The sequence below is a fragment of the Brevibacillus sp. NPDC058079 genome, from assembly GCF_042885155.1.
Taxonomy (GTDB): domain Bacteria; phylum Bacillota; class Bacilli; order Brevibacillales; family Brevibacillaceae; genus Brevibacillus.
The window spans coordinates 637012-663204 of the sequence record NZ_JBHVSO010000002.1 but is presented as its reverse complement, the minus strand read 5'-3'; the positions used below and the strand labels follow the sequence as shown (position 1 = coordinate 663204).

At 39.1% G+C, this 26193-nt stretch carries 31 protein-coding genes; 22 read left to right on the top strand and 9 right to left on the bottom strand.

Going from position 1 to position 26193, the window contains the following annotated elements:
* Nucleotides 1–26: 26 nt before the first annotated feature.
* From ACFVS2_RS09640 to ACFVS2_RS09615, 6 genes are all read left to right on the top strand, one after another.
* Nucleotides 27–803, top strand: a complete 777-nt coding sequence (locus ACFVS2_RS09640) for a CPBP family intramembrane glutamic endopeptidase (RefSeq protein WP_390233318.1) — start codon at nt 27–29, stop codon at nt 801–803.
* Nucleotides 804–822: 19 nt separating this feature from the next.
* Entirely contained in the window at nt 823–1257 is a 435-nt protein-coding gene (locus tag ACFVS2_RS09635; RefSeq protein WP_390233316.1) for a hypothetical protein, read from the top strand.
* Nucleotides 1258–1287: 30 nt separating this feature from the next.
* Nucleotides 1288–1761 carry a hypothetical protein gene (locus ACFVS2_RS09630; protein ID WP_390233315.1) on the top strand — a complete coding sequence of 158 codons (474 nt, stop codon included), beginning with the start codon at nt 1288–1290 and terminating at the stop codon, nt 1759–1761.
* Between the two features lie 44 nt (nt 1762–1805).
* On the top strand, nt 1806–2144 hold the full coding sequence (locus tag ACFVS2_RS09625) for a hypothetical protein (RefSeq protein ID WP_390233313.1): 339 nt from the start codon (nt 1806–1808) through the stop codon (nt 2142–2144).
* Between the two features lie 252 nt (nt 2145–2396).
* On the top strand, nt 2397–2819 hold the full coding sequence (locus tag ACFVS2_RS09620; RefSeq protein WP_390233311.1) for an HD domain-containing protein: 423 nt from the start codon (nt 2397–2399) through the stop codon (nt 2817–2819).
* A 156-nt stretch (nt 2820–2975) separates the two neighbouring features.
* Nucleotides 2976–3257, top strand: a complete 282-nt coding sequence (locus ACFVS2_RS09615; protein ID WP_390233309.1) for a hypothetical protein — start codon at nt 2976–2978, stop codon at nt 3255–3257.
* A gap of 120 nt (nt 3258–3377) precedes the next feature.
* On the opposite strand, the gene ACFVS2_RS09610 is transcribed toward ACFVS2_RS09615, so the two are convergent.
* Complete coding sequence (locus ACFVS2_RS09610; protein WP_390233307.1) at nt 3378–3797, bottom strand: hypothetical protein; 420 nt, start codon at nt 3795–3797, stop codon at nt 3378–3380.
* Between the two features lie 42 nt (nt 3798–3839).
* Nucleotides 3840–4415 (bottom strand): hypothetical protein, encoded by a 576-nt coding sequence (locus tag ACFVS2_RS09605; RefSeq protein ID WP_390233305.1) that lies wholly within the window; start codon nt 4413–4415, stop codon nt 3840–3842.
* A 542-nt stretch (nt 4416–4957) separates the two neighbouring features.
* Here ACFVS2_RS09605 and ACFVS2_RS09600 point away from each other — a divergent pair.
* Nucleotides 4958–5461, top strand: a complete 504-nt coding sequence (locus tag ACFVS2_RS09600) for a hypothetical protein (RefSeq protein WP_390233303.1) — start codon at nt 4958–4960, stop codon at nt 5459–5461.
* Nucleotides 5462–5552: 91 nt separating this feature from the next.
* The gene (locus tag ACFVS2_RS09595) at nt 5553–6122 is read left to right on the top strand and encodes a hypothetical protein (RefSeq protein ID WP_390233301.1); all 570 of its coding nucleotides are present in this window, start codon (nt 5553–5555) and stop codon (nt 6120–6122) included.
* 191 nt (nt 6123–6313) lie between these two features.
* Here ACFVS2_RS09595 and ACFVS2_RS09590 read toward each other — a convergent pair whose 3' ends face one another.
* Nucleotides 6314–6862, bottom strand: coding sequence for a hypothetical protein (locus ACFVS2_RS09590; protein ID WP_390233299.1), 549 nt, complete (start codon nt 6860–6862; stop codon nt 6314–6316).
* A 791-nt stretch (nt 6863–7653) separates the two neighbouring features.
* Between ACFVS2_RS09590 and ACFVS2_RS09585 the strand changes: the two genes are divergently transcribed.
* The 3 genes from ACFVS2_RS09585 to ACFVS2_RS09575 all read left to right on the top strand — a co-directional run bounded on the left by ACFVS2_RS09585 (nt 7654) and on the right by ACFVS2_RS09575 (nt 9886).
* Complete coding sequence (locus ACFVS2_RS09585) at nt 7654–8163, top strand: hypothetical protein (protein ID WP_390233297.1); 510 nt, start codon at nt 7654–7656, stop codon at nt 8161–8163.
* A 381-nt stretch (nt 8164–8544) separates the two neighbouring features.
* Complete coding sequence (locus ACFVS2_RS09580; protein WP_390233295.1) at nt 8545–9384, top strand: hypothetical protein; 840 nt, start codon at nt 8545–8547, stop codon at nt 9382–9384.
* Nucleotides 9385–9481: 97 nt separating this feature from the next.
* Nucleotides 9482–9886 carry an ankyrin repeat domain-containing protein gene (locus ACFVS2_RS09575; protein ID WP_390233293.1) on the top strand — a complete coding sequence of 135 codons (405 nt, stop codon included), beginning with the start codon at nt 9482–9484 and terminating at the stop codon, nt 9884–9886.
* Between the two features lie 541 nt (nt 9887–10427).
* On the opposite strand, the gene ACFVS2_RS09565 is transcribed toward ACFVS2_RS09575, so the two are convergent.
* Nucleotides 10428–11147 (bottom strand): hypothetical protein, encoded by a 720-nt coding sequence (locus ACFVS2_RS09565; protein WP_390233292.1) that lies wholly within the window; start codon nt 11145–11147, stop codon nt 10428–10430.
* Nucleotides 11148–11198: 51 nt separating this feature from the next.
* Nucleotides 11199–11828, bottom strand: coding sequence for a matrixin family metalloprotease (locus ACFVS2_RS09560; protein WP_390233290.1), 630 nt, complete (start codon nt 11826–11828; stop codon nt 11199–11201).
* Between the two features lie 645 nt (nt 11829–12473).
* Between ACFVS2_RS09560 and ACFVS2_RS09555 the strand changes: the two genes are divergently transcribed.
* The 7 genes from ACFVS2_RS09555 (at nt 12474) to ACFVS2_RS09525 (ending at nt 16639) form a co-directional block, all read left to right on the top strand.
* Entirely contained in the window at nt 12474–12839 is a 366-nt protein-coding gene (locus tag ACFVS2_RS09555) for a YhjD family protein (protein WP_390233289.1), read from the top strand.
* A 55-nt stretch (nt 12840–12894) separates the two neighbouring features.
* Entirely contained in the window at nt 12895–13104 is a 210-nt protein-coding gene (locus ACFVS2_RS09550) for a helix-turn-helix domain-containing protein (RefSeq protein WP_390233480.1), read from the top strand.
* 725 nt (nt 13105–13829) lie between these two features.
* The gene (locus ACFVS2_RS09545; RefSeq protein WP_390233287.1) at nt 13830–13976 is read left to right on the top strand and encodes a hypothetical protein; all 147 of its coding nucleotides are present in this window, start codon (nt 13830–13832) and stop codon (nt 13974–13976) included.
* Nucleotides 13977–14499: 523 nt separating this feature from the next.
* Entirely contained in the window at nt 14500–14751 is a 252-nt protein-coding gene (locus tag ACFVS2_RS09540) for a hypothetical protein (protein WP_390233285.1), read from the top strand.
* A gap of 578 nt (nt 14752–15329) precedes the next feature.
* Nucleotides 15330–15986: a hypothetical protein gene (locus ACFVS2_RS09535; RefSeq protein ID WP_007716832.1), complete on the top strand. Its 657-nt coding sequence runs from the start codon at nt 15330–15332 to the stop codon at nt 15984–15986.
* The gene (locus ACFVS2_RS09530) at nt 15979–16515 is read left to right on the top strand and encodes an accessory gene regulator ArgB-like protein (RefSeq protein WP_390233283.1); all 537 of its coding nucleotides are present in this window, start codon (nt 15979–15981) and stop codon (nt 16513–16515) included. Before ACFVS2_RS09535 ends, ACFVS2_RS09530 begins: the two co-directional genes overlap by 8 nt.
* Nucleotides 16505–16639: a cyclic lactone autoinducer peptide gene (locus ACFVS2_RS09525; RefSeq protein ID WP_390233281.1), complete on the top strand. Its 135-nt coding sequence runs from the start codon at nt 16505–16507 to the stop codon at nt 16637–16639. Before ACFVS2_RS09530 ends, ACFVS2_RS09525 begins: the two co-directional genes overlap by 11 nt.
* 290 nt (nt 16640–16929) lie before the next feature.
* On the opposite strand, the gene ACFVS2_RS09520 is transcribed toward ACFVS2_RS09525, so the two are convergent.
* From ACFVS2_RS09520 to loaP, 4 genes are all read right to left on the bottom strand, one after another.
* Nucleotides 16930–17343 carry a hypothetical protein gene (locus ACFVS2_RS09520; protein ID WP_390233279.1) on the bottom strand — a complete coding sequence of 138 codons (414 nt, stop codon included), beginning with the start codon at nt 17341–17343 and terminating at the stop codon, nt 16930–16932.
* A 171-nt stretch (nt 17344–17514) separates the two neighbouring features.
* Complete coding sequence (locus ACFVS2_RS09515) at nt 17515–18333, bottom strand: lipase family protein (RefSeq protein ID WP_390233277.1); 819 nt, start codon at nt 18331–18333, stop codon at nt 17515–17517.
* Nucleotides 18334–18371: 38 nt separating this feature from the next.
* Nucleotides 18372–19202, bottom strand: coding sequence for a lipase family protein (locus ACFVS2_RS09510; protein WP_390233276.1), 831 nt, complete (start codon nt 19200–19202; stop codon nt 18372–18374).
* Between the two features lie 277 nt (nt 19203–19479).
* On the bottom strand, nt 19480–20013 hold the full coding sequence (gene loaP, locus ACFVS2_RS09505; protein WP_390233274.1) for an antiterminator LoaP: 534 nt from the start codon (nt 20011–20013) through the stop codon (nt 19480–19482).
* A gap of 366 nt (nt 20014–20379) precedes the next feature.
* Here loaP and ACFVS2_RS09500 point away from each other — a divergent pair, with 366 nt between their 5' ends.
* The 4 genes from ACFVS2_RS09500 to ACFVS2_RS09485 all read left to right on the top strand — a co-directional run bounded on the left by ACFVS2_RS09500 (nt 20380) and on the right by ACFVS2_RS09485 (nt 26193).
* Entirely contained in the window at nt 20380–21147 is a 768-nt protein-coding gene (locus tag ACFVS2_RS09500; RefSeq protein WP_390233272.1) for a 4'-phosphopantetheinyl transferase superfamily protein, read from the top strand.
* A gap of 85 nt (nt 21148–21232) precedes the next feature.
* On the top strand, nt 21233–24535 hold the full coding sequence (gene fabD, locus ACFVS2_RS09495) for an ACP S-malonyltransferase (protein ID WP_390233271.1): 3303 nt from the start codon (nt 21233–21235) through the stop codon (nt 24533–24535).
* Between the two features lie 39 nt (nt 24536–24574).
* The gene (locus ACFVS2_RS09490; RefSeq protein WP_390233269.1) at nt 24575–25369 is read left to right on the top strand and encodes an alpha/beta hydrolase; all 795 of its coding nucleotides are present in this window, start codon (nt 24575–24577) and stop codon (nt 25367–25369) included.
* An 8-nt stretch (nt 25370–25377) separates the two neighbouring features.
* Nucleotides 25378–26193: a class I SAM-dependent methyltransferase gene (locus ACFVS2_RS09485; RefSeq protein WP_390233267.1), complete on the top strand. Its 816-nt coding sequence runs from the start codon at nt 25378–25380 to the stop codon at nt 26191–26193.

Sequence of the window (26193 nt, the reverse complement as noted above, 5' to 3'; positions counted from 1 at the left end):
GCGGTGATTTGATTGGATGAAAAGGCATGAAACATTGTATATCTGAATTTTTTAAGCGGTTAGGGCTCTTTGTTATCAGTTTCTTGGTGCTTGGATGGTTACTACAGAATTTAGCGGAAAATGGTTTTTCAATTTGTATAATTTTTGCATCTTTGATTACTTACTTCTATTTTGACAGAAAAAAATGGTCGATAGGTTTAAAGTTGAATGGCTTGTTTTGCGATTTGACCAAGGGGTTGTACGGTGGATGTATTTCTCTGTTAGCCATTTTCACTATTGCTTATTTGTTTGAAGGGCATAAGATAACTGAGTTTGCCTTTGATTGGACAGTGTTTGTTACTTGGACAGTTTTCTGCATTATTGCTGTACTTGGAGAAGAAATTTTAGTTAGAGGGTACATATACGGAATTTTGAAATATAAGTTTGGTGCACTAGCATCATCTTTAATTAGTTCAGGACTGTTCGCTGCATTTCATTTTACTAGATTAGGTATCGACTTCCTTTCAATAACAACTTTGTTTTTGGCTGGAGTATGGTATGCCCAGTTGAGAGAAAAGTCTGGAGCGATTTGGGTTTCATGTGGTTTTCATTTCGCGTGGAACTACACCTCTGGGTTATTGGGGATATGGCGAGATAAAACAATATTGTTAACAACAGAGTTGTCACAGCAAACGTTAATAAACGGTGGCGAGTACGGCATTGAGGGAAGTGTCTTTAGTGTAATGACTTTTCTAAGTTTTGTTGTCTTTACCTATGTAAAGTCTTATAGAACAAATGAATTAAGAATCCAAATGAAAAGGTAATTTGATTAGGGGGGCAATTGTGATTAGAAAAATATTAACTGCACTAGTATCATCCGTAATTTTCTGCCTGTCATTAGCGTTTTTAAACTATACTCCAGAAATTGATCGTGAACCTAATGTACAATACTTTTCTTTTGTCAGTTTGGTGATGATTTATCTGATATATGCCACTCCTGTTTATCTGTTGTTAGGTGTTCCAAGTTCATTAGTAATTGATATTATTAAAAGGAAAATAAAGATTTCAAATTCATTATTTAAGTATGTTTTTCAAGGTGTTGTTTACTTGATTTCTGGTATTTTGGCAACATTTATTTTCTTACTTGTTCTCTCAGGTGGAAAGATACTTTTAGATCTGACAAATACTAGAGGATTCTTTCAACTTGGGGCTATAGCTTCTTTACTTTATTATCACATTTATATTATGAGCTATCTTGTTAAAAGGCAAGAAGGGTAGATAAAACAGCGATTTGAAAGGGTTGTTATGATGGATACAGTAATTGTTACTGTGATAGGGACGCTCAGTGGTACTTTAATTGGAACACTAGGAACTTGGATAATGAATAATCAGAAAAACAAGCATGACAATATGCAAGCCGAAAAAAGAAGAAAATGGGAATTGGAAGATAAGGAACGTACTGAACTGCGAGAAAGTGAACAAAACAAGTTTATTGTTTACAACAAAATATTGAAGAGTGCTAGTGAACACATGATAGTGACCGCTGGAAAGTATATAAATCTACGTGATTTCAAAATAAAAACCTATATGGATAGTGTGCGTCCAATTATCTATGAGAATCTTCACTTACTTGATAAAGAAGTAGTTAGTCGCGTTAGAAAAATTGATACCGAAATTGACAAGATGAATTTCCTAGATGATTCAGAACCTGAGTGGGTTGATAACTGTGCTCGACTCTATGATGAAATGCTTGAGATGATTGAGTCTAAGTATTTAGGATAGAATTAAATATCGTTTTTATTAGGAAATTTGGGGGATGAACCTTTATGAATCAGAAAGTACCAGTAAAATATTTTGATATTCCTGATAAATATGTTGAACTAGATAGCCCAACTGTCTACTCGATTGCTGAGAAAATGGATTTCGTGGAATATTGCAAAGAGCATTATAGTCCTAAGAATATTCGATATTACTTTACTGATAAAAAAGGAAGAAAGGTAAGTCCAAGATGGATTATTACCTATCTGTTTCACACAGGGAGCGATTTACTCAAGCCACTAAATCATGAAACTGAAGTAGAAGTTTACAGTAACTCATATAGCGCAATCAACATTTTTAATAAAATCGGTGTCAAAGTGGAGGAAAAGAATAGATATCTTGATTAAATTGGCATTTCAAAAGGAAGTGTAATTGAGTGAAAATGAAGCAAATGGTTACTGAATGTATCAGTGCCTTGCTGCTTACGTTTTTATTTTCGGTCATAGTATATTATTTAATTGAAGAAAGCTTTTGGGTGCCTGCCGAAAATAAGCCAATCCTATATGGATTATCATTAATATCTTCGATAATGCTTGTTAATTTGATTGTAAAAGTTACAAGACGATAAAATGGGGATTTCATAAGAAAGGAGAGTGTAAATGAGTACATTAGAAAAGGCAATTTACATTGCAACACAAGCTCATGAGGGACAAGTTGATAAGGGTGGCAACCCATACATACTTCACCCTTTGCGAATCATGTTAAAGATGTCGACTGTAGAAACTATGATATCAGCTGTTTTACACGATGTGCTTGAGGATACAGATGTTACAGTGGAAGAACTTCGAAATGAAGGGTTCTCTGAGGAAATCATTGCGGCAGTTATTGCTTTGACCAGAAATGATGACGAAACATATATGGAATTCGTCGGAAGAACAAAGCAAAATTCAATCGCAAGGTTAGTGAAGTTGGGTGACTTAGAGGACAATAGCGATTTGTCAAGGATTCCAGAGCCAACTGAGAAAGACCTTGAGCGACTGCTGCGTTACAAGAGAGCCATTAAAGAACTGCTTTCAACATAGAACGAGAACGGGAAGCACAATGCTCCGATTTGGAAAGGGTTGCTTGAAGTAAATGATGATTTTACCTTAATTAATTACACTATACTCCTGTTAGAACATATGTGGTATTAAAGAAGTCATATGAAATGTTAATTTGAACGGGAAAGAGTGAAAGAGATGGATAAAGAAGAGATTATTACTTTTGAGCACTTTATGGCAATGTATTACTGCAATAATAATGAGAAGCTAACGCAAGGTATACTTGAAAAATACAGTAGTTTTTATCGATTAATGGAAGATCAAGAAGTGGTAGATGAACTTCTGAGAGATTTGACTTTGATCAAGACCGAAATATTTGACAATGAATTAAACGATATATTAAAGCAATATGGTTTTGGAATTTCAATAAACGAATTTCGCTTATTAATCGATCCATTGATAGGTGAATTGAACGAATAAAATGCACACTTTTATTTACACAGTGTCATTAGCAATTTTCTTTTGAACCTGATGCTTACAGGAACTTTTAATAGCACTGCCATGTAAGCATCAGGTTTTAACCTTTCCTAAATCAGGAATTTATTCGTTATACTCATCAGGTGTTGGAGCATTTTGCATTGCAAGATCAAGCGCTAAACCAAAGTCATGGACATTCTTTTTACTAACACTTATTGAAAACTCATCTTCGTCCTCTGCCAATAAATCAAATGTTAAATCGTAAATGTCTGATGAAGTTTTGCTCTGCCAGCGCATTTCTAGATGCTTCTCATAGTGAGAAAATACACCTTTGTATTTTTCAATTGGGAACTGTTTGAGCAAGTCTATAAATAATTGTAATACTTGATTTGTCCATCTAAACTTCAACTCTAGTTCTAAGCAGTTTTCTGAATAAAACTTTGCGACTAACTTACTGCCCTCATCTTCGTCTCTATTATGATACAGAAAAGACAACTCGAGATATCTCCCCGTATCAATTTCATCTTTTAGTAATACTACCATGATGCCCCCCTAATTACCGCACTTACGGTAACATGTGGATTCTTACTCTCCATAGAACCAATCAATCATTGACCATCTACCGTCATTTGGTCTGTTTTTAATCGCTTTACCTGAATCTGTGTAAACCGTAAGTATGTTCTTACCACCCTTGCTCATTACAACGACAAGTTTACTATTCGGATCAACGATGATTTTCCCTCCTGTTACTGTGTCTTCATATGTTTGTAAAGCCTTAATCCCAGTTGATTTGCCTGAAAGAATTCTGTCTATATCTTTAGCTGTAATTCTATCATCGTATGCTGCTGCCTTTGCGTGTCTGGTTATTGTAGTTTTAATCTTCTTTTTTGTTGCATATACTTTCTCGGTTGTATTATTCTTGTCACCCTGTTTAAACGTTAGTTTAATCAGTTCTCTAATTATCCTACCACCTGATCTAATTTCATCCTCTTCGCCTTCAACAAGATCTTCATCTGTAAGCACCTCATTTGCTGCTTTAAGTTTCGCATCATACAAATCAGTGTCAAATCCATCTCTTGCATATGAAGTTTCTGGTGTCAAGAAACTCACGCTCAATACTAGCGTAAGGCAAATCATTAAAACTTTGTACCACTTTGTCATTATTAATCTTCCTTTTCCTGATTATTTGTATCAACCAACAACATAAACACATAATCATATATTTATGTTCTTATGTTATGGTAATACATTTATATAATACCAACATCAGGAATTTAGTCAATATGAAAATATGCAATTTAATGGAAAAATTTTACGGAATTATCCTTTTTACTTCCTAAATTAGTTAATTGTTTTACTTTTATGACCCGAAATGCTCTCTATCTTGTTTGTTTTTACAATCTTCCAATATCTCAAGTTCACGTTCGTTGAATCCTACTTCATTTAGTTTCAGCAGCATCTTGGACATTTCCTTTTGGGTGATCTTCATGCCCCGATATTTCTTAACATTAATGATTGAAAGAGATGCCAATAAAAGAGCTGAAAAAGTATTATATAAATTGCTAGTACCTGTTAATTTACAAGTTGTTATTGAACTAATGAAGTGGCAATTTAGAAATTACAAACCCCAGTTTGTACTAGAACCATTTAACATTGCAATCGATATTTAATGCTATATTAAGAAATAAAAAGGGAGGATGCTCATGGAAACGATCATACTTGAGCCACGAAAAGGAATTGGGCAGATAACGTTAGGAATGACTAGAGAGGAAGTAAGAAAGTACGCCGAAGCAAATGGTTTGAGACTCTACAATCCAAGGAAAGATTCAACGGCGGTGCAGTCCGTTGGAGATTTCAAGGTAGAGTACGATTCAGATGATAGGGTTATCTTCATAGAGCTGTCTTCTTTTAAAGGTGATAAAGATATTGCCTGTATGCTTTTGGATATTAATGTATTTGAGACAAAAGCAGAGGATTTAGTTGAACGAATTGATAAAATTTCTCCATATGATAGAAATGATTGGGAGTTAGGATATAGCTATACCTTTCATGAACTGGGGCTGTCATTTTGGCGACCAAATGTTTTTAGAAATGAGGATATGCAGCAAGAATGGCTTAAAGCCCATGATAAAGAGGAGCAGGAATCTTATTTAATAGATCAGTATTTCAGGACTGTAGCAATAGCAGTGGATGGGTATTGGAAGTAGCTTTCTGATAAAAGAGGCATTTAATTGAGTCTTACAAACTACAAATGGTAAAATACAGGAAAATACACTTATATCAGGAGTGAATGAGCCTATGAAACATGCTCTAATTGTAACAGGTTTATTGGTCACATCTTTGGTTGTGGTCGGATGTTCTGAGCAGCAACAGGTAAGTAAACAAGAAGTTGAAGTTACTCAAGAACAAGCTATGCAAAGTGCAACAGAGACTAAGCCTATTGAACAAAAGGAAGATACTTCAGTGACAAAACCACAAGAGGAAAAGGCGACTGAAGTAAAGAGTGAAGAGAGTAAAATCAGTACAGAAGTGTTTGCATATGCCAAGAGTGTTGATGTAAATGATTCTAGAGAGCTGACTCAGCATATTGATGTTGTGGTACATATGCATGAAGAACTGACTGCTGGGCTTGCTACACAGCATGTACTAACACAAACTTACGACTTTCTTCAACAGGAAGACATTAAGGGAGCTAAAAGCGTTACAATAGGTGTAAAGCAAGGGGATAATCGTGTTTCTCAGTTTACAGTTGATGTAACCAAGTTTAAAGCAGGTGAGCATTTGATTAAATCTATTCTAGACGCTTCAACAATTGATAAGATGAGCGATGAAGTAAAGGAATATGGTAAGGTTTTGGAGTTATGGTAATTGATTTATTTATATTAAATACCCAATTACTAAGAAGACTTTGCCGAATGAGTGAAGTCTTTTTTACTTGCATCTTTCTTTAACTGGATCAGGACTTTACAAAATGCTCAGAGAAGAAAAGAGGTTTGAACGATGTAATGCAGAGTACAAATTCACTCATGAGATAAATGCTTCAAGCTGATTAAGTACAATCAATTTTTAAAAGTAGTACGTGGTGAAACCATGATGCTATTGTAGTTATTCCGATTATCTGGGTCAGTATTCGAAAACATTACCATAAAATCCTCAACTTTATACCAAATCTCATATCTATATTTTTGATTCCCGTACGTATTTTCACCGAAAATATTAAAAATCTGTTCTTTTGTTAATGATTCAAATTTTGCTTGTATGGCAGTTAGACGTTCCTCTCCTTCGTATTTATTAAGCATATATCTATACCCGTTTCGGTCGAAAAAGCTGGTATGTAACCTAACTGAAACATAGTCTTCGTCTTTTATACCAAATTTTGATTTTAGTTCTTCTTTTGTAAGATGAAAAGTGATATCACCACCTAAATTTCCTTCATGGATATTCTCTAGAATGTGGGTAAGAAACTCTTGAGCGTTTGATTGAGATTCTTGGGGTTTGAATCTTTCATAGGCGGTCATAGATGAAACATCTTTCACATAGGAAAATGCCGGGGTAAGAAGATACATTATTAAACCAATTACTAGGGCTATTTGTTGGATCTTATTCATGCAAGGCCTCCAGGATTATTTCACGATTTCGTTCATTAGTAGTACTTTTTCAACAGATCTTGGTTCGGCATAAGTGTTTATCTTTAAGGTTGTATTGCATCACCTCGTTAGTTGCAAGTTACTTCCAAAATTATCATTATATCGGATTTAGTGTTTAACACAACAGTAATTTTGAATAGAACAAAAGGAACTGTCAGTAATGTTGAAAAAAATACCCCACCTAGATAGGTGAGGTAAAAAAATCATTACAATTTTTTAAGTACCTACGGTTCGATAACGGTGTAACTAATCGTGCTTTTCCGACCTTGACTATCGGTGACATCATAAGAAACTGTCGCGGTTCCGCTGGCGTGTCTCCTAATCATTAAGACACCAGAATCATTTGTAATGGTCACTTTCGCAGGAGCACTGCTGGTTAAATTAGATAGGGTTACTGTGCCTCCGTAACCGTCGACTGCTACCGCATCTGAGTATATTCCCAAACCAGCACCAACTTTTATAGAAAAAGTAGCGCCGTTTTCCCAACCTGGATTAAGAGTAACATTTGCAGGTGGTCCGCTATTCTCGTCTTATACCTCTCTATCTCTCGGTTTTATAACGAGCCTACACCGTGCGGGCGACTTTCATCGCACACGGCGTTCCCTCAGCGGGCAAAAAGGTAAAGATTTACAACGGGCAGTTTTAGCCTATCAAACTCGTCTCACAAAATTCTCACAAAAATATCTCAAGCTAAGACTGTGCACAACACACGATTTGTTAAATGAGAATCTAGAAAAGGGTAGGTGGTGTAGGTGAAAGATAAGCTGATCGAAAAAGTATGTGAAAAATGCCCCGCTACTCAATGGGGCAAGAAATCGATCTGTAGTGTCCACAACCTCCACGTTGGTAAGATCGAAACCTGCCCGGAGTGGGACAACTACATCATAGAGAATCAAGGCTTGCTGGATCGAAGCGGGCAGCTCGCCTTTATCAATCTTGAACCAGCGCTTGAAGTAGTACAGAAAATCGAAGAAGAAATCAAGGATTATCATTGGATGGTCAAAGAGGTAGAGCGTTTGAGAAAGGAAATTGATAAAGCGATTATTTCAAATCCGGCGATCCAGCAAAAGTTAGTCGCTACTTATGGTGATGCAGGAGGTATGCCAAGTGGGAAAGGTGTACGCCTCTCCACCATGACTATTCCGGAAGAACGGTATGAAAAGCGAATCGAGCGAATGAAAAGCCTTGAAAACAAGGTGCGGCAGATAAACGAATTTTCATTAAACCTGGAGGACAACAAATACAGAACAGTCCTGGAATGAATGATGGACGGCATGCGTATGAACAGTATTGCAAGGCACGTAGGAGTTTCACGGCAACGATTAAACGAGATTAAGCGGGATATCGTAAACCGATTGGCGAGGGAACTATACTATGAAGAGTTGTTAGGTTTCTAGTAGGTAGACGCATCTGACACATTTAAAATTCTTGACGTTTATAGGTGAAACAATGAATCAGCCGCTCAGGTACGAACTGAGTGGCTGATTTTTTGTGGGGCACTTGTTACTAAAGGAATAAACTATTCTCCCAATGCCACATCGAATAACAACGAATAGAATTTAAAGAAAATATTGGAATTAATATTAATATTATGGTAAATTTGATTACGGATAACAAAAAACAGATTAGAAGGAGTCCTACTAATGTTCAAAACAATGCTTAAAGCAAGTACTGTCGCGCTAATTCTTGCTATTAGTTCAACTACAGTGCCTGGTTATGCTGCAAGTAATGAGGTAACAGAATCATCCGAGATTGAACCACAATTTGAATTATCAGATGAGCAAAGGGAAGCAATAGAATTTTACGAGGCTTATAAAGCTGAAGTTTACGATCCTAGTTCAGAAGAAGATGATAGTGGCGTAATGTTGAGAGCGAAGTATGACGATAATCAAAAAGCATTACGCACTGGCAATGCAATTGAGGCTTTCCTAAACGATGATGAGGGATTATCTCTATCTGATATGAAGAGGTTAAAAAATCATGCAGACGAGGCAAGAGATACAGCTGAGCGGTATTACAAAAGTGACTCAATGTTAAGAGATGCCTACAGACATTTTCTGTGGAATTATCTTGGTTCTAATGATAGTCGCCTAGGACAAGTACAGACTCGCATTGCAACAACAAATCATGAATGGGGATTGCTCCTTCGTCAGGATGCACTTGACTATTATGATGAAAGATTAAGTTATTATACCGATTTAGGCTTAAATGGATTAGAAGCGATGGGTCCTGCATTTGGGGATACTTTAAATCGTTTGCCAAAAATGAAAAGAAACAAGATCTCTTCGTATAGTGATTTTAAGAGTGTTGCTGATGATTCGAATGTAATGGATTGGACCAATAATTATTATGGCAGATACTATTCCTATATGGATGATCAAGATGCTGCATTTAAACAAGCAAAGCCATTCTTGATTTTGGCTGAAAGTAAAGTGAAATCCTCAGACTATAGAAAAGTGTACGATGGAAATTGGTATAAATAATTGTTTGATTAGAAAACCTGTTGCTACAATGTAACAGGTTTTCTAAATCACTTGTCGAATAGTTTAATATGAAAAAATAGCATCGAGGTGCCAGTTAATGAAAAAACGCTATATATTCTTAAGTGTATTTCTGTTTATCTTTGGAGTTTTCTTCTATCAGTTAACTGGTGGTACGGCTAAAGATGTACCTAATTTCAACAGCGTTTATGATGAGTCTTTTAATCCTCAGGAGTTTATTAAGTCTGCAAGAAGCGGCGATCTGAATAAAGTTAAGTTCCACATTGAGAAAAATATCGATCCTAATGTAACTGATAGTGACGGAAGGACTGCCCTTTTAGGTGCTGTTATTGAAAAACAATATGAAGTCGTAGATTACTTACTTCTTAGCAAGGCTGACCCGAACAAGAAAGATAATTACGAACAGTCACCACTCAAAACTGCCATGGAAATAAATGATAAAAAACTGATTGAGTTGCTCCAACGTAATGGGGCTATTGAGTAAACAGGCACCGATCTAGGTGCTTTTTCTTTTGGAAAGCAAGGTTGTAAGGTTAATGAACGAACGGTTGACATATCTGACACTTTTGACGGTTTTTGCAAGCAAATCGATAAACGCTCTATACTAAGGCTACGCACGATGAATAAGCCGCTCGGGTAATTTGAAGTGCACCCCCTAAAGTAGACATTTGAACTTTAGGGGGTGCACTTTTATGTTAGCAAAGAAAGGGCAGAAGTTTAAACGTTACGGTGAAGAGCTTCTTCTTCCATCTCAAATCGGAAGGGTTCTACCTGTATGATATCCGAAGTCTAGACGAGGCACAAAGGTGAATTGAGGAGTGTATTTAATTTTACAATCAAAGTCGGTCACAAAGAAAATTAAAAATGCTAACGCCTGTTGAATTCAGGCGTCAGCTATCGACCTACCGGTGGGGGGTATTCTTACTGTCTACTAAATGAGGTATTCATCACAATAAGCAGAAGTTATTTCTTGACGAATTAGGCAGCAAATTTGCTCAAAGGGTATTTATCAATGGAGTGTCAAGCTAGTTATTGACTATACGTTCAACTTCGTTTGTAAGCTCAGAGATATTTTCTCCTGAATAATTTTCTTGCAGGAAAAAAAGATTATTATGTTTATTACCATGTTCTATTACTTCCAATGAAACTTGGGATACAAGGGTGTTCTCGTCATTAATCTTTATTTTTCCTTGAACTGACCCTACTATGTTATAAACGTCATCTTTATCTTCTGTTAAGAAAACAAAATATTTATTTCCTTCTTTCATAGGTATACTTCCTTCAATGCCTACCGATGTTATTCTGGGTTCACCAAGATCATCATTCACTTTAGATCCTCGCTTTCCTGCGAAATATTTGGCCACCTCTCTTTCATCGAATTCCCCTCCAGTTTCCAGTACAGATACTGTATCATCTATCTCTACATCACCTTTATAGACTTTAGTTAATCTTAATTCAGAGACTGTATATACATCTAGTCTTTCATAATTAGCGTTATTTTCTTGAGAAATAACTTCAGCTTCGGCTATGATATCTGCATTTTTAGCTAGACCCTCCACGTTAGTGAATGTCTCGGTAAACATTGCTTCACCAGAAACTATTCTATAATCTGAATCACTGGAATAAAGGAAATTTTGATTTTTTAAGTCGCCTATATAGTAAACAGCAAGTCCTGCAATTGTTATAAAACCAATAGTAGCTAATGCTATTTTTTTTGTGGATTTTAAATTCTTAATGCTAATCATTAGTATTCTCCTTCCAAACACTTGATAAATTGGTGTTGAAATATAAATTAATTAGGGTCCATACAATAGTGCTGCAGCTTTAATAGCATCATCATCGGGATAATAGATTCCCCATTTAGTCCATGGTGTTGAATCCGCATACATCAGGGTATCACTGTGAAAATCAGTATGAGCGATTCCGATGGCATGACCCATCTCATGAGCAATCATAGCTTGGAAAACAAGTTCTTGTTCTCGTGCAATCGGTAAATTATAGGCTTCACTATCTATTTTGTACTTATCGAAATCTTTTTGTCTAAGAATTGTTGTAAATTCATACTTTTCATTCCATGGATGGACTTGTCTATTTCCACGAAAAAACATGGTTACTCCAAGTACCCCTTTTTCATAAGTGTATCCAGTGAAGTCCATAATTGAGTCATTTTTAATACCCGTTAATCTCCATTTAACCCCAGTGTTTCCGGTGTTGTTTGTTTCATTCCAATCTGCCACTGCTGATTTAATCAGCATTCCTTGTTGACTATTCTCCTCATCACTCATCCAGTATTTTTGGTTATTAATATGAACATCATACTTATAACCGAAAATATTAAAAGCAAGGGCTTCTTTTTCGAAAATCGTGTTAAGCCCTAAGACTGCTAAGAGGACATAAAAGATTGGTATTAAGTATTTTTTTTTCATAATCTAATTTCTCCCTCATCTAAATTGAACTAATTTTATTTAGGATAACGTGCTGAAGAATGTATTATAGGAACCCCTTTTTTTGGTACATTTATCCTAATTTTCATATATTACTATATTTAGTTAATTTAGTAAAATGTAACATTGTGTATTTTATTGTATATTTCTTGTCGAAAGCTAGAATATGAGCATGTTGAATTGGTAACCGTTTTATTAGTTGTTTCAAAAAGAAGTTATCATGATAAGCTCTAACATCTATGTAATCAATTTCATAATTGCTTTTCTAAAAAAAGCTTAGACTGACCCTGCTGTTTAAACTGTCCACTTTGTAAAGATCACTTCTAAAAAAGCTAGGCAACGTTAAGAAGATGATCTCTGTATTGAACAGTTTTTTGTCCCACTCCTTCATGTTATTGTTAACTCTATTGAAAGGAGTGTGCTTTCCAGTGATACCATCGTTCTATTTCATCGTACCTTGGTGTGAAGCCAGTACAATTGGAGAAGTCGCATTCCTGTTTCCAGACTTACCACCTCGACTTTATGTGCAAGTGCGGAATATTTTCGGATCGAACGGAATTCCCATTGAAAAGTTTAAAAAGTGATCACATAATATAAGAACAAAAGTTCGCAAGTGAGGTGTTTGCTGTGGAGGCAAATGAATTAGTCATGGGGTGGCTAATTTGGCATCAAGCCGTTAAGTATATCCAGCACGATTTGGCGAAAGTGGAGTCATTAGACTTAAAAATTCCTAACCTCGGAATGGCTCTTCTTCGACAGGTCGGGAGCCTTGCCTTTAAAAAGAAGCAGGAAGCAGCAAAAGAACTGCAATCAAAGGGCATACGAGTTGTGAAGGAAAAGAATGAAAACAGTGAGGTTCTGATCGCATGGGCGAAACGTGGTCAAGTGGACATTCTTTGCGTGCATGAGTTAACCCTACAGCAAGAAGGACAGGGGCGTATTGAAGAGTTGATGGAAAATATTGTTGAAGTAAAAAGGAGCCTGTCGATTTAGTCGATGGGTTTTTTATTTGTTCAAGTTAATCAAACGATTCGACATATACATACAAATGGGAGAGGATAATAATATGAAAAATAGTATTAACATTTTGGAATCTTATCCAGATGTGCTAGATGTAAGGGACATAAAGCAGATAATGAACATTGGACAGCGCCAAGCGTATGAACTTTGTAATTCAGGCCAATTCCATATAGCAAGAGCTGGAACAAGAATTAAGGTAGCAAAAAGTGTGTTTCTTAATTGGTTAGAAGGGAACTAAGAGGAGTGAATATCTCCCCTTAGTTGGCATCAAAAGTGGGTGGCAAAATGGGTGGCGAAATATCGGAAAAAGCAGTATTTCTAAGGTTAATAGAGGTTAATTGATTACCTTAGAAACGTTGATGTTATGCGATTTAGGATATGAAGGGATAAGAGGGGATACGGTGATGTCTTAATTGACAGGGTGGGGGTCGCTGGTTCGAACCCAGTCCGGATCACCATAGTATGAACGTTAGAACCCTTGAGAAATCAAGGGTTTTTCTTATATCCTCGTCCAACCACTCTGACAACATAATCCTTCTACGTTGTCGCTTGACAACATTTTTCAACTTGTGGCGTATATCATGAAAACGAATGGCTGGGAGTCCGCTTTTCTTCGTGATTCGTTCGTAGTGTTGCAGCAAGTTGAGAGGGTCTTGTGGACTATGACTCACAATCAAAAGATTATGGAGCAATTGAGGCTTACCTGAAAGCAGCAGTCAACGAGCTGCCCTGTTATTCGGTCCGTGTATAGGGCCCTTACGCTGTTGTATAGGAAATGGCGAACGGGGAGCCTGCAAACATTACTGGCAGACTTATGCCTGGAGCAGGGGCAAGTTCTCGAAAGCTGCTAACCTCTATCAGTACCAAAATGGACAGGCGCTCGCAGGGCACATAGTAGACTACAAAGATGCCTTGGGCGGCGAGGGCAGGTGGAATACTAGTCCACCTGCTGTGGAAAAACCTGTGAACAAGTTTGACAAGCAATCGGCAGAGGAAGTAATCGCGATTCTCGGTTCGGTCTGGATGGCAAGCGATAACGATCCAGAGGTCAGGGAAGTCGCTCACTACGCTGCTAATGCTTTGCGTGATGCAGCAAACATATCCAAATAATAGTGTAGCCCTCCTTTATCTTAACAGGAGGGCTTAATAGATTATCATCATTAATGATAAATGTTTCTATCGTTTTCATTTTTGTGTACTTTTTAGTGCTCGGATTAATTGTTGGAGATTTAATAAAATAACAAGGAAGTATACTATAGGTACAAAAATTGAATTCATCCCAGTTTGTTCACTATTAAAATAGCTGCCTATAACAAAGCATAAAACTACTATGTTAACTGCATATAATTTCCAGTATTTCCTTGATGGATTCTTATTAATTGTGAAAAACAAAATGATCAAAAAAACAGCAATTACACCAAACAATACGATGTTCATCATGTTCACATTAACCATATTATCGCTCCCTTAGAGTATTAAAAAGTCGCACGAATGCGGCTTTTTTCATCGACTTATTGAATCATGAACTTTTTGAAACTAAATTTGAAGGTATATTTAAGACGGATTACAGGACTGCTCACGACAGAACGGTAGATTCTGGGCGTCCATGGTATCCACCAGAGGAGGAGTAATATTGGCTTCATATGTTTTGTTACTAAAAGAATTTGAAAATGATGAAACTGTTGTCTACAAATTTGGACCAAATGAAAATATAATGGGTAAAATTGAATTAAACAAATTAACCAGAAAATTTTCTGAGCTAGAAGGTATACCCGACCCAAGTATTCCATCCAAGTTTTATTTTGACAGAGCGGCACAGCGGTTGGCAGTTTGTCTAATTAGAGAAGGCGGAAATTTTCCGGAAAGAACGGCGTTCGAATCTTAGTAAAGTCCTTGTGCTTTGGTGGGGGCTACTCAGTGCCTAATAACCTCTTCACCTTGAAGGATTGACATATCTGACGTTTTTGACGGTTTTTGCTAGCAAATCAATATTTGCTCTATACTAAGTATACACACGATGAATAAGCCGCTCGGGTAATTAACCGGGCGGTTTTTGTTTTAGGTACACGAATTTGGAAGGAGTAAGAGTATTGAGCTAATCGGATGGTTGCATGTCCTAATCTTTGACTTGCCACTTTAGGATTGACACCTTGAGTAAGAAGAAGCGTCCATGGGCATGTCTTGGGTCATAGAGACACATTTTTGGAAATTCTACGCTCTTTAAGACTCGTTTGTACGTTCTGTTCAGATTTGAAGGGATTGTGGTGTCTCTAATATCTTACAAACGCCAAAACTATTATCTTGATAACCTGTACCTCAAGCTCTCTTTTCTTCAAAACGCATACTTCTGTACTCAGCTGCCACAGAGTCGCTCTAAAATGTCAAAATTGGTAAAAACAAGCAGGAATCTGTCGTTTTTAGTAGAATATAACCCTCAATAAGTAATTGAGGTGAAAAAGTTAAATGCTGTTTGTCCTATTTTCAACATTAGAATACCTCGCAATTTTTGCTCTTATGACTACACTATTTCGGTTTGGTTTTTTGGTGCATATCAACCGGATTCTCTTTGTGAGTCTGGTATTAATGCTTTTCTCGTTTGGGCTACGACAATTTACGCCATATGAAGACTATGCAACCATAGCCCAAGTCGTCATAATCTTTGGGGCATTAATCTTAGTATGGAACGTGAATTGGGGACATGCTGCCTTAATGACTATTATCACATCAGGAATATACTTGGGTATTCAGATGATGGAAGTGTTCTTCCTGACCGTTATAGGAATCCTAGAGACAATTGAATCGTTAGGGGATCGAAGCATCAACACAGGGTTCATATTCCAGACAATCTCCGCATTCCTTACCTTTGCATTATGCTATGGACTTAGGAAATGTAGACTGCAATTTACATTTGTCAGAGACGGAGCGCCTTTCTTTATTCACCATAGAATCAACATGGTTATTTTGTCACTGATCATTGTAACAGGTGTATTGATAACGGTCTTGTTTAAATTAGCAAGTACATATGGAATTGCTTCCTTAGTGTGGATTTTCTTTGGGATGGCAATCGGAATCACTATACTGGCATGGCTGGCTATAAAAAGGGATGGGGAATATGATTGAAACTCTCGCTGAAAGAATAGCCATACAACTAAAGTCGATCAATCCGCATGAAACGAAGTCAGTCCCTACAATGAAGTTTGGGTTAATCCTTATCATCAACATGCTGCTCATCATTACGATTAGCCTTACCCTTTCACTCATGATAGGGACATTTCAAGGAACATTAATCACATTGGCCGGATTTTTAGTACTACGCCAATTTTCAGGAGGATTTCACTACTCATCGTCCGTCTACTGCACCATGACAAGTATAGTGGGAGCTGTATTAATCCCTCTAGTTCCCCTTCCTAATGATTTTGTCACCCCGATAATTATCATCACATTAGTCCTAGTAGCACTTTTTGCACCCCAAGAAATGGAAATGCAATCACGACTATTCAAACAAAATCAGACGTTGCTCCTCAAAAGCATCTCAATTATCATCGTCAGTTTATTATTTTTCATAGAAAGCGAGACGCTGGTAAAGACCTTCTTTGTGCAAGCGCTGACGCTAATTCCACTGAAAGGAGGTGGAAAAGATGAGAAATAAAGCGATGATGTTCGTAGCGAAACATGTTTCTACAATTGCTTCATTTGTTGCGGTATTGGCGGTAACTACAGCATCCTTTGGTTTCGTGGGGAAACCTGAAATTCCAGAGGAATTAAAGAAATAATGGGCAATGAACGGGGAAAAATGGTTGTCCCATTGCAATTCTGTAAGTCTTTACTTTATGAACAGAACATCCGTGTATGATTATATTGTACTTATAGACTGCTTCTTTCAAATCATTACCAATAACCTCATTCCCCTTGATGGACAAGGGGGTTCTTTTTTTTATTGCGCTTGGTTCATTGGCGTCTACAACACTGTTTTTTGAATCGTTAATGAATCCAAGTGGACTGTCTCTTAGTCGGAAAATCGACTTTCGAGACAGCCCTCCTTGTTTTTACATACGCTTAACGCTTAATGAAACTTGGAAATAGCGAATTTAGCTGTAAAATTCATTTTTTTCATATAGGAAGAGTTCGCTCCAGCTTGAAATTGTACAGAAATATTGCCGTCTTTTTCTGCTTGAAAGACGCGTCCGTAAGGTGAATTAGTAGGGTATGTACCAATCACTTGATTATCCGCATCAAAGACTGTATAAGAAATCGGGAATCCTGAATTGGTTACAAATATCGTAAGTTCTTCTCCCTTTTTAAGCGAGAAAGATTCTTTTTGCGTTACTTCGTATGAGCTCAGAGAATAGTATTTCGTAACTTCTCGCATGTCTAAAGCCGTTGTTGCTGCGCTAGCATTTGAGACTTCCAATCCTGGCAAAGATACACCTGATAGTACTGCAATTCCTAATGCCCCTGCTAAAATAGCTTTTTTCATAATTGTAATGCCTCCTTTTTTGCTCATCCATGAGCGAAAGTAAATATTTGGAAATTACATCCATTATAATCTCGTTGAAAATGGTTATCAATAAGTTTTTTGTTCGATTTGTTAGATTACCTCGTACGGCGTGATAAACAGGGCATAAAAAAAGAGAGTGATTCAATTGAATCAACATCCCCCTAAAAACGGCACACACATCCCTGTATCCGGACAAAACCCTTCATTCGCCGCACACAACCTCTCCGTAAACCCAGGCTCCTCCTGCGCCAGAAACTTATAGTAACAAACAATTTCATGATTCCTTACAGCTAGACTATTCAACTGAAAATCCAACAAATTCTTCCGATCCACATGCTGATAGTACAAACCTTTCTTCGTAAACGGAGGAGGGTACACCTTGGACGGCAAAGTCGGAATAATATCATGAACATTCACGATCCGAACACTGTTCTTTACAGTCTCATTAAACCGCGAAGCAAAGACAGGATCTCCGACACGAGGACTCCCATACGTATACACAACAGGTCGCATAAACTTCGTATTCACCGCAATATCCAAACCAGCAAGTGCGGCCAAACCTCCCCCTAAACTGTGCCCCGCAACAAATAGTCTTTTCGATCTTGATAGCTTGCTCAACTCCCGAATCAATTCATCTCTCGCAGATTGATAAATACAAGTAAACCCACGATGGGTCTTTCCTGCCTTTTTGACAAAACGATAGGGGACTTGATACAAATCTTGATCAGACTCATTGTCATTAAACGTGCGTGTTCCCCGAAAAGCAACAACAATACTGTCTGGAGACTCGGCTACAAAACCAAATATCTCTTGCTCTGGAGTCTCAACACCAGCCAATGCTCGAATCGTCGAGCGCTGACGATACCCTTTTGGCAAGACAAGTGAATCTGTTTCAAAAAGCTGATAGGCCTGATGGATCATGGCCGCAAGTAAAATCGCATCTTCGCTGTTATATATACGATCGATCATTCATGTGTCTCCCTTTCTGAGTTTCCAGGCTGTAAAAGCTAGCATTTGCCTTGAAACGGAATACACGTATCGGTATCGGGACAAAACCCCGGATTTTCCACACAGAGCGTTTGGGCATAATCAGGGTCAAGCTGAGTGAGGCTATGAAAATAGCAGGCGATACTATCGTTGCGAGGCGTATTATTCAGTTGAAACGAGATCGGAAACTTGTTTTTTACATGTTGATAATAGATACCTTCCTGGGTAAAAGGAGGCGGATACTTTTGATCGGGGAATGTAGGAAAAGGGTCGTGAACATTTACAATGCGTAGACTATTGGCAACAACTTTATTAAAGCGTGAAGCGAAGTGGTGGTCACCAATACGCGGACTGCCATAGGTATAAACGATTGGTTGCCGAAACTGCGTGTTTTCCGCAATATCTAAAGCTGCCAGCACAGCTAGCGCGCCGCCGTAGTTGTGACCAGTAATAAACAGCTTTTTAGATGCTGAAAACTGATTTATTTTTCTGAGTAACCGATCCCGTGTTGATTGATACAGGCATGTAAATCCACGTGAGGTTTTCCCTGCATCTGTAACAAAAGGATAGGGGACTTGGAGGATGTCATAAGCTGCCAAAAGGTCTGCCGGATATGCTGCGTATCCTCTGAAGGCAATGATGATTTCATCTTTTGATTCTGCTACAAAACCATATACATGTTCTGTTGGATTCTCTGCATCTGCAAAAGCCCGAATCGTATATCGAAGCTGAAAACCTTTGGGTAAGATAAGCTCCTCTTCAAAAAATAGGAGATAAGTCTGATAGCTCATGGCTGCAAGGAAAATGGCAGCCTGACTAGTAAACATGTTGTCTTCGTCCGAGAAAACCATGTAGACAAATTCCTTTCCAAACAAGAATAAGGATCTAACACTTTTGAAAGGGCATATATCGAACTCTTGTCTGTCCCTCCCAAATGATAGCAGGGCAATTCTATTCGAATGACACTTACCATGAGCCTATGTTTTTACGATGGAATGCGTGCTTGTATGAAGAAAATATATGACTGCTTATCGGACAGGAGGGGAGGGTGCAATGACGAATTATAAAGTGGTGTGGAAGAAAAAGGAAAAGGAAAAGGAAAAGGGGCGCGTACGCAACGCTCCCCTTTTACAAAGGTTTTGAGAGGATTTCAATTCCCACATCTATTGTTTTCTCTACTCCCATAAAGGTTAAAAGTATTTTCGCTCTATTTTTGTGCCTATCCACTTTTTTGATAATGCCTTCCAGTCCTATTAGGGGACCCGCTTCTACGATCACCTTTGAATTTTCTAGATAAACTTTTGAGTAATCGACAACCTCACCGTTTCCCATGAGTTGGAGTATCAGGGTGATTTCTTTTTCGTCAATGCTCGAATAATAAGCGCCCTCATCTTGCGAATAGTAACTACCGTTATTGACCAAACGCAAGCTTCCAGGAATTTTTTTGATTTTATGGAACATTTCGTTAGTCATTTCAGTCTTAATAAGTACATACCCAGGAAAAATATTCTTGATGACATTATACACAATGCCTGACTTTTTCTCAGGAACCAATCTCTTCGGCACAACGGACATTAAAGACTGCTCATTAAAATAGAGTTTGAGGTACTTTTGAACGACTTCTTCTTTACCAGATTCTACAAAGATGGCATACCATTTCAAGGTGAGCAATCCTTTCATTATGAAGTGGATTCGTAAGTATCTGGAGCGCTGGCTGCTTTCCAAAAAAAATGGGAATGATTGAGTAGATGAATTACCATTTTTTATGGTATTATACTAAATATACCCAATTTTTTTGCGTTATGCAATAAACTCGGTTGTTGTAACATTCTGTATAAATATAAAGAGATAGCGATATAAGTTTTTTATCGAAAGTAAAATCCCTTAGGGAATTTAAGCGATGTTTCGGCACGTTAAAGGAACGTAGGGAGGTCATACGGAGAAACAGTAGTGTGTATATTTATTTACCCACGAACTGGGGAAGCTCTGCCCTTTGGCATAGTAGGAGAACGGAAGGCGGAGAGAGGAATGCATACGTTTTCACAGATATCGACCAGAGAATTCGTTATAAAAGGTACAGATAGAGAGTTTCGTGCCAGTTTGTGCATAGGCTACTTTTCTGTTCCCGCAGATTTTTTAAAAATAGTAAAATTCCTGCACCCAAAAGAATTCGAGTACTATTTTCATCTGGAGTTTGAGCGGAGAGTAAAAAGCTACCTGACAGGGAGATATGTCGCCAAAAGAGCTGTTTCGGTTTTGACTGGAGAAGACAGCTTAGAGCGAATATGTATGGAACAGGGCATTTTTCATCACCCTGTCGTGAACTTACCGAATACAACTAATGTCCAAGTGAGTATCACCCACTGTGACGATCTTGCAGCCGCCATTGCTTTTTCGGAAGAGCTACCAATGGGGATTGATATGGAGAGAATTAGTGTTGATAGAAATAAAGTTCTAGAGACGCAAATGACTGTGAAAGAGAGCAGCTTGTTCTCGTACTTGCCTTATTCCTATGAAACGAATCTTACTCTTTTCTGGACAGTCAAGGAAGCGTTATCCAAAATTTTGAAGACAGGCTTAACAACCTCTTTTCATATCTATGAAATAAGCCAAGTGGAGGCAAAGGACGGGGTTGTTTATAGTCATTTTGAAAACTTTCCTCAATACCATACGGCATCCTTTATCCTTGGTGACTATGTGTGCTCGATCACCTACCCGAAAAAGACAGAGTGGAGTGTTGCTGTAGTAAAGGATGTACTTCAGGAGATAGAACCATCCATGACAAATCTCGGATAAAAATTCCCCATTAGCGGTCAATTGACCAGGCTGTGGGGAGTTTTCTTTATAAAAAACCTTCATGAAAACAAGGGGTGCATCATACATGGAAAAGCCTGTTGTGTTTATGTTTTCTGGACAGGGGTCTCAGTACTATCAGATGGGGAAAGACCTTTTTGATCAGAATCCGGTATTTCGCAAATGGATGCTTAGGTTAGATGAAAAGGTACATTCCCTGATCGGGGAGTCTGTCCTTGCCCAGTTATATGATGACACGAAGCGTCGAGACGACATATTTGATCGCACCCTTTATACGCATCCCGCCATTTTTATGGTGGAATACGCTCTGGCCCAGGTTCTCATGGAAAGCGGAATGAAGCCCGACTATTGTCTGGGGAGCAGTTTGGGGGAGTTTGCGGCGGCGGCTGTGGCTGGGATCATGCCTGTGGAAGAATTGCTGCAACTCGTGGTTGAACAAGCCACCCTTTACGAAACGTATTGTCAGAAAGGGAGTATGCTTGCGATTCTCCACAATCCCGATCTTTATTATCAAGAGCCGCTCTTGCAGCGAAATAGTGAGTTGGTAGCGGTGAATTTTCATTCGCATTTTGTCATTTCCGGGAGCAGTCATCAGCTACAGCGCATGGAGGATTATGTAAAAGGCAAGGGGATTATTTGTCAACGACTACCTGTATCGTATGCGTTTCACTCATCTTACATCGATCCGGCTGAACCACATTATCGGGAGGTATTGAAACATAAATCGTTTGGAATTCCCCAGATTCCCTTTGTATCGTGTGTTCATGGCGAAATCATGAAGGAACTGCCAGTTGACTACTTTTGGCAAGTGGTAAGAAAACCAATGCAGCTTCCAAAAGCTGTCCAAGAGCTGGAGAAACAGCAAAGCTATATTTATTTAGATTTGGGACCAGCAGGAAATTTGAGTAATTTTACAAAGCGAAATCTGCGGCAAGATTCACAATCAGAATGCCACTCGATTATCACTCCTTTTAAAAAGGATGGCGAAAATGTAGAGCGCATCAAGCAGCTATTCTCAAATAAAAGTTTGAATACAAACAGAAAGGAAGGCAGAAAAATGACCACATATGTTTTCCCAGGGCAGGGCTCCCAAATAAAAGGAATGGGGGGCTCTCTTTTTGATGAGTTTCCAGAAATAACGGCCAAAGCTGATCAGATATTAGGTTATTCCATCAAAGAATTATGTCTGCATGATCCAGACAAACAATTAAGTAAAACGCAATTTACCCAGCCTGCTCTGTATGTGGTAAATGCGCTTAGCTATCTGAAAAAAGTGAAGGAAACCGGGAAAAAACCTGACTATGTGGCGGGGCACAGCTTGGGTGAGTACAATGCACTTTTTGCATCAGGGGCGTTTGATTTTGAGACAGGCTTACATTTGGTGAAAAAAAGAGGCGAGTTGATGAGTCTGGCCGTCGGTGGAGGGATGGCGGCTGTGATCGGGTTTACTTTGGAGCAAGTGGAACGCGTATTACATGAAAATAATTTGACCAGTATCGATATTGCCAATCACAATTCTCCTGCTCAATTTGTGATTGCAGGTCGAAAAGAAGATATCGAGCGTGCCAACCCTGTTTTTCAGGAAGCAGGCGTAAAAGTATACATACCGCTAAAGGTGAGCGGAGCATTCCATTCCCGTTACATGAGTGATGCGAAGCAGAACTTTGAGGACTATTTGAATCAGTTTGCGTTTTCCAGTATGACCATCCCTGTGATTTCCAATGTTCACGCAAGACCCTATAAACAGAGCGATGTGAAACGAAATTTGGTTGAACAAATTACACACCCAGTGAAATGGAATGACACCATTCGATATCTCCTGGCCTTGGGGGAAAACGAAATAGAAGAAGTCGGCCCTGGTACTGTGTTGACCAAATTAGTTACTACGATCCGAAATGAAGCAGAGCCGCTGATCATAGAAGTGGAAGAAGAGAAAGAAAACATGGAGCAAGAGGTAAAGCCGGTTGCTATCGCCGTACAGGCGGAAGAGATATCGAACCACATGGAGCAGCCTAAAGGAATTACCGCTTCTTCACTAGGAAATCAGCAATTTAAGCAGGACTACAAACTGAAATATCCCTACCTGGCAGGAGCGATGTACAAGGGAATCTCATCGGAAAAGCTGGTCATTAAAATGGGGAAAGCCGGGATGATGGGCTTTTTCGGAAGCGGTGGCTTACAGCTGGATAGAATCGAGCGTGCCATCCAACAGATTCAACGTGAACTACAGCAAGGCGAGCCGTATGGGATGAATTTGCTGCATCATCCAAGCGACCCGTCGATGGAAGAAAAAACCGTCGAGCTGTATCTTGCTTACCAAGTGAGGGTGATTGAAGCATCTGCATTTATGGCGATTACCCCTGCGTTGATTATCTATCGGGCCAAGGGATTAAAGCGGACGATGAACGGGCAAGTGGAGGCGGCAAACAAAATTTTTGCCAAGGTATCACAGCCTGAAGTAGCGGAAGCCTTTTTAAGTCCGGCACCTGAGTACCTGATAGAAAAATTGCTGCAAGAACAAAAGCTGACAAGGGAAGAAGCGAGTCTGTTACGAGAAGTTCCGATGGCGGATGAGTTAACGGTGGAGGCCGATTCTGGAGGAAATACTGATCACGGTGTAGCATCTGCTTTGATGCCAGCGATGATCAGGCTCCGAGATAACATGATGCACAAGTATGGATACCGTAAGCCGATCAGAATCGGGGCTGCGGGCGGCATTGGAACTCCTGAAGCTGCTGCGGTCGCTTTCATGCTTGGGGCGGATTATATTGTCACAGGTTCGATTAACCAGTGCACAGTGGAGGCGGCGACCAGCGAGTCGGTGAAGGATTCGTTGCAGTTGGCCAATGTTCAAGACACAGAGTATGCTCCAGCCGGTGAAATGTTTGAAATGGGAGCCAAAATTCAGGTGTTGAAAAAAGGCTTATTCTTTCCAGCGAGAGCGAACAAATTGCACGACCTCTATCGTCAATACAACTCGCTTGATGAAATCGATGAGAAAACCAAGAAACAGCTCCAGGAAAAGTATTTTAAACGCAGCTTTGAAGAGGTGTATGAACAGATGAAAACTACTTGCCCACCTCAGGAACTGAAAAGAGCGGAACGAACGCCTAAATACAAGATGGCGTTACTTTTCAAATGGTATTTTAACCGCTGTTTTGACTGGGCTTTGGATGGAGCCGAAAGCTATAAAGTGGATTATCAGATTTACTGCGGTCCTGCGCTAGGTTCTTTTAATCAATGGGTGAAGGGAACGGCTATTGAAAACTGGAGAGACCGTTATGTTGATCAAATCGGTGAAATGATGATCAAGGAGACAGCCACCCTTTTGAATCAACGTATCTATGCCTTAACAGGTTCAAGTAAGTAAATAAGGAATGACTCTCAAATAAGAAAGGAACGGCGAAAAATGAATTTGGAACTAGTAGAATACCACCCTAAAGGCGTTTCAAGCGAAGCGCCTCTTCTTTTTGTACATGGAGCATGTCACGGAGCATGGTGTTGGGAAAAAAACTTCCTTCCTTATTTTGCTGAAAAAGGCTTTTCTTCCTATGCACTGAGCCTTCGTGGACACGGTGAAAGTGACGGCTTTGAAAACCTTCATTCCTACACACTACAAGATTACGCGGATGATGTTCTTGAAGTGATCGGGCGTCTAAAAAACAAGCCAGTGCTGATCGGACACTCCATGGGCGGAGGCATTGTGCAGAAGATCTTGCACCAGCATCCAGATATAATCTCGGGTACCGTTCTCGTTGCCTCGATTCCTCCGCATGGCGGGATGCGCGACTTATTCCGATTGATGTTCAATAATTTTAAAGAAGCTATGCAGCTATTTACATATAACGAAAAAAGAGATGCCTCACTGCTCGCCAATGTCTTTTTTTCCAAGGAGCTGCCGATTGAAAAAAAGGACGAGTGGGCGAAGCTCTTGCAGCCTGAATCACTGAAAGCAAGAACCGAGATGAATGGAAAAATTGTTCCAAAAACCATCAGTGGGAAAGCTCCGATGCTGGTTCTCGGCTCCAAGCAGGATCGGATGATTTCTGAGAAAACAACGCGCCGAATTGGCAAAACATACGGAATTGAACCCGTTCTGTTCCAAAATATCAGTCATGATATGATGCTTGATCCTGAATGGGAAGCTGTTGCTGGCCACATTTTGACTTTTTTGAGCGAATCTATATCTGAATGGCGGAGGTAGGGAATAACATGGAAGGTTCTTATCAAATCGCAAACATTGCAACGAATGTTGAGGTAGAAATAGAACGTTTGAAATCTCAGGTGGAGTTGTTTTGGGATAAAGAGTTGAAGCATCATATTGAGTTTGGTCTGACAGATGGGATGTCGGTCATAGAGCTAGGCTCGGGGCCAGGATTCGTAATGGAAAAGGTCATGCAGGAGTTTCCAAATTGCAGAATGACGGGATTGGAGATTGATCCTCTTCTCGTTGATTATTCCAGAAACTATTTGACACAAAAGCAATCTGATCGATTTGAGATTGTCGCGGGATCCATTATGGAAACTGGCTTACCTAGCGATTCCTATGATTTTGCCATAACTCGACTCGTATTGGAACATTTACCCGACCCAGTCGGTGCGGTTCGTGAAGTTGCGAGGTTGTTAAAACCAGGTGGCAAAGCGGTATTTATCGACAATGATTTTGAGATGCACATCATGACCACCCCACATGTACCAGAATTGCGAGAGCTGTATGATGCCTACTGTGCGGCACGCTATGCGGAAGGCGGCAACCCGAAAATCGGTCGTGAACTGCCAACGGTCCTCAAGCAAGGCGGACTTGGAAAAATAGATTTCGAAGTCATTTGCGCTCACAGTGAGCTTCTTGGGTACGAAATGTTTCTAAAGTCGGAGGGTGTAGGCATTCCTGTGCAGTTGGTGCGTGATGGTTATTTATCCAGCAAGGCACTGGGCAAGCTATCTGTTGCATGGCGAAACATGCTGAATACGGAAGGTCATTCTATTCTCAGACAGCTATACATGGCTGTTGGTGAGAAATCGGTGTAG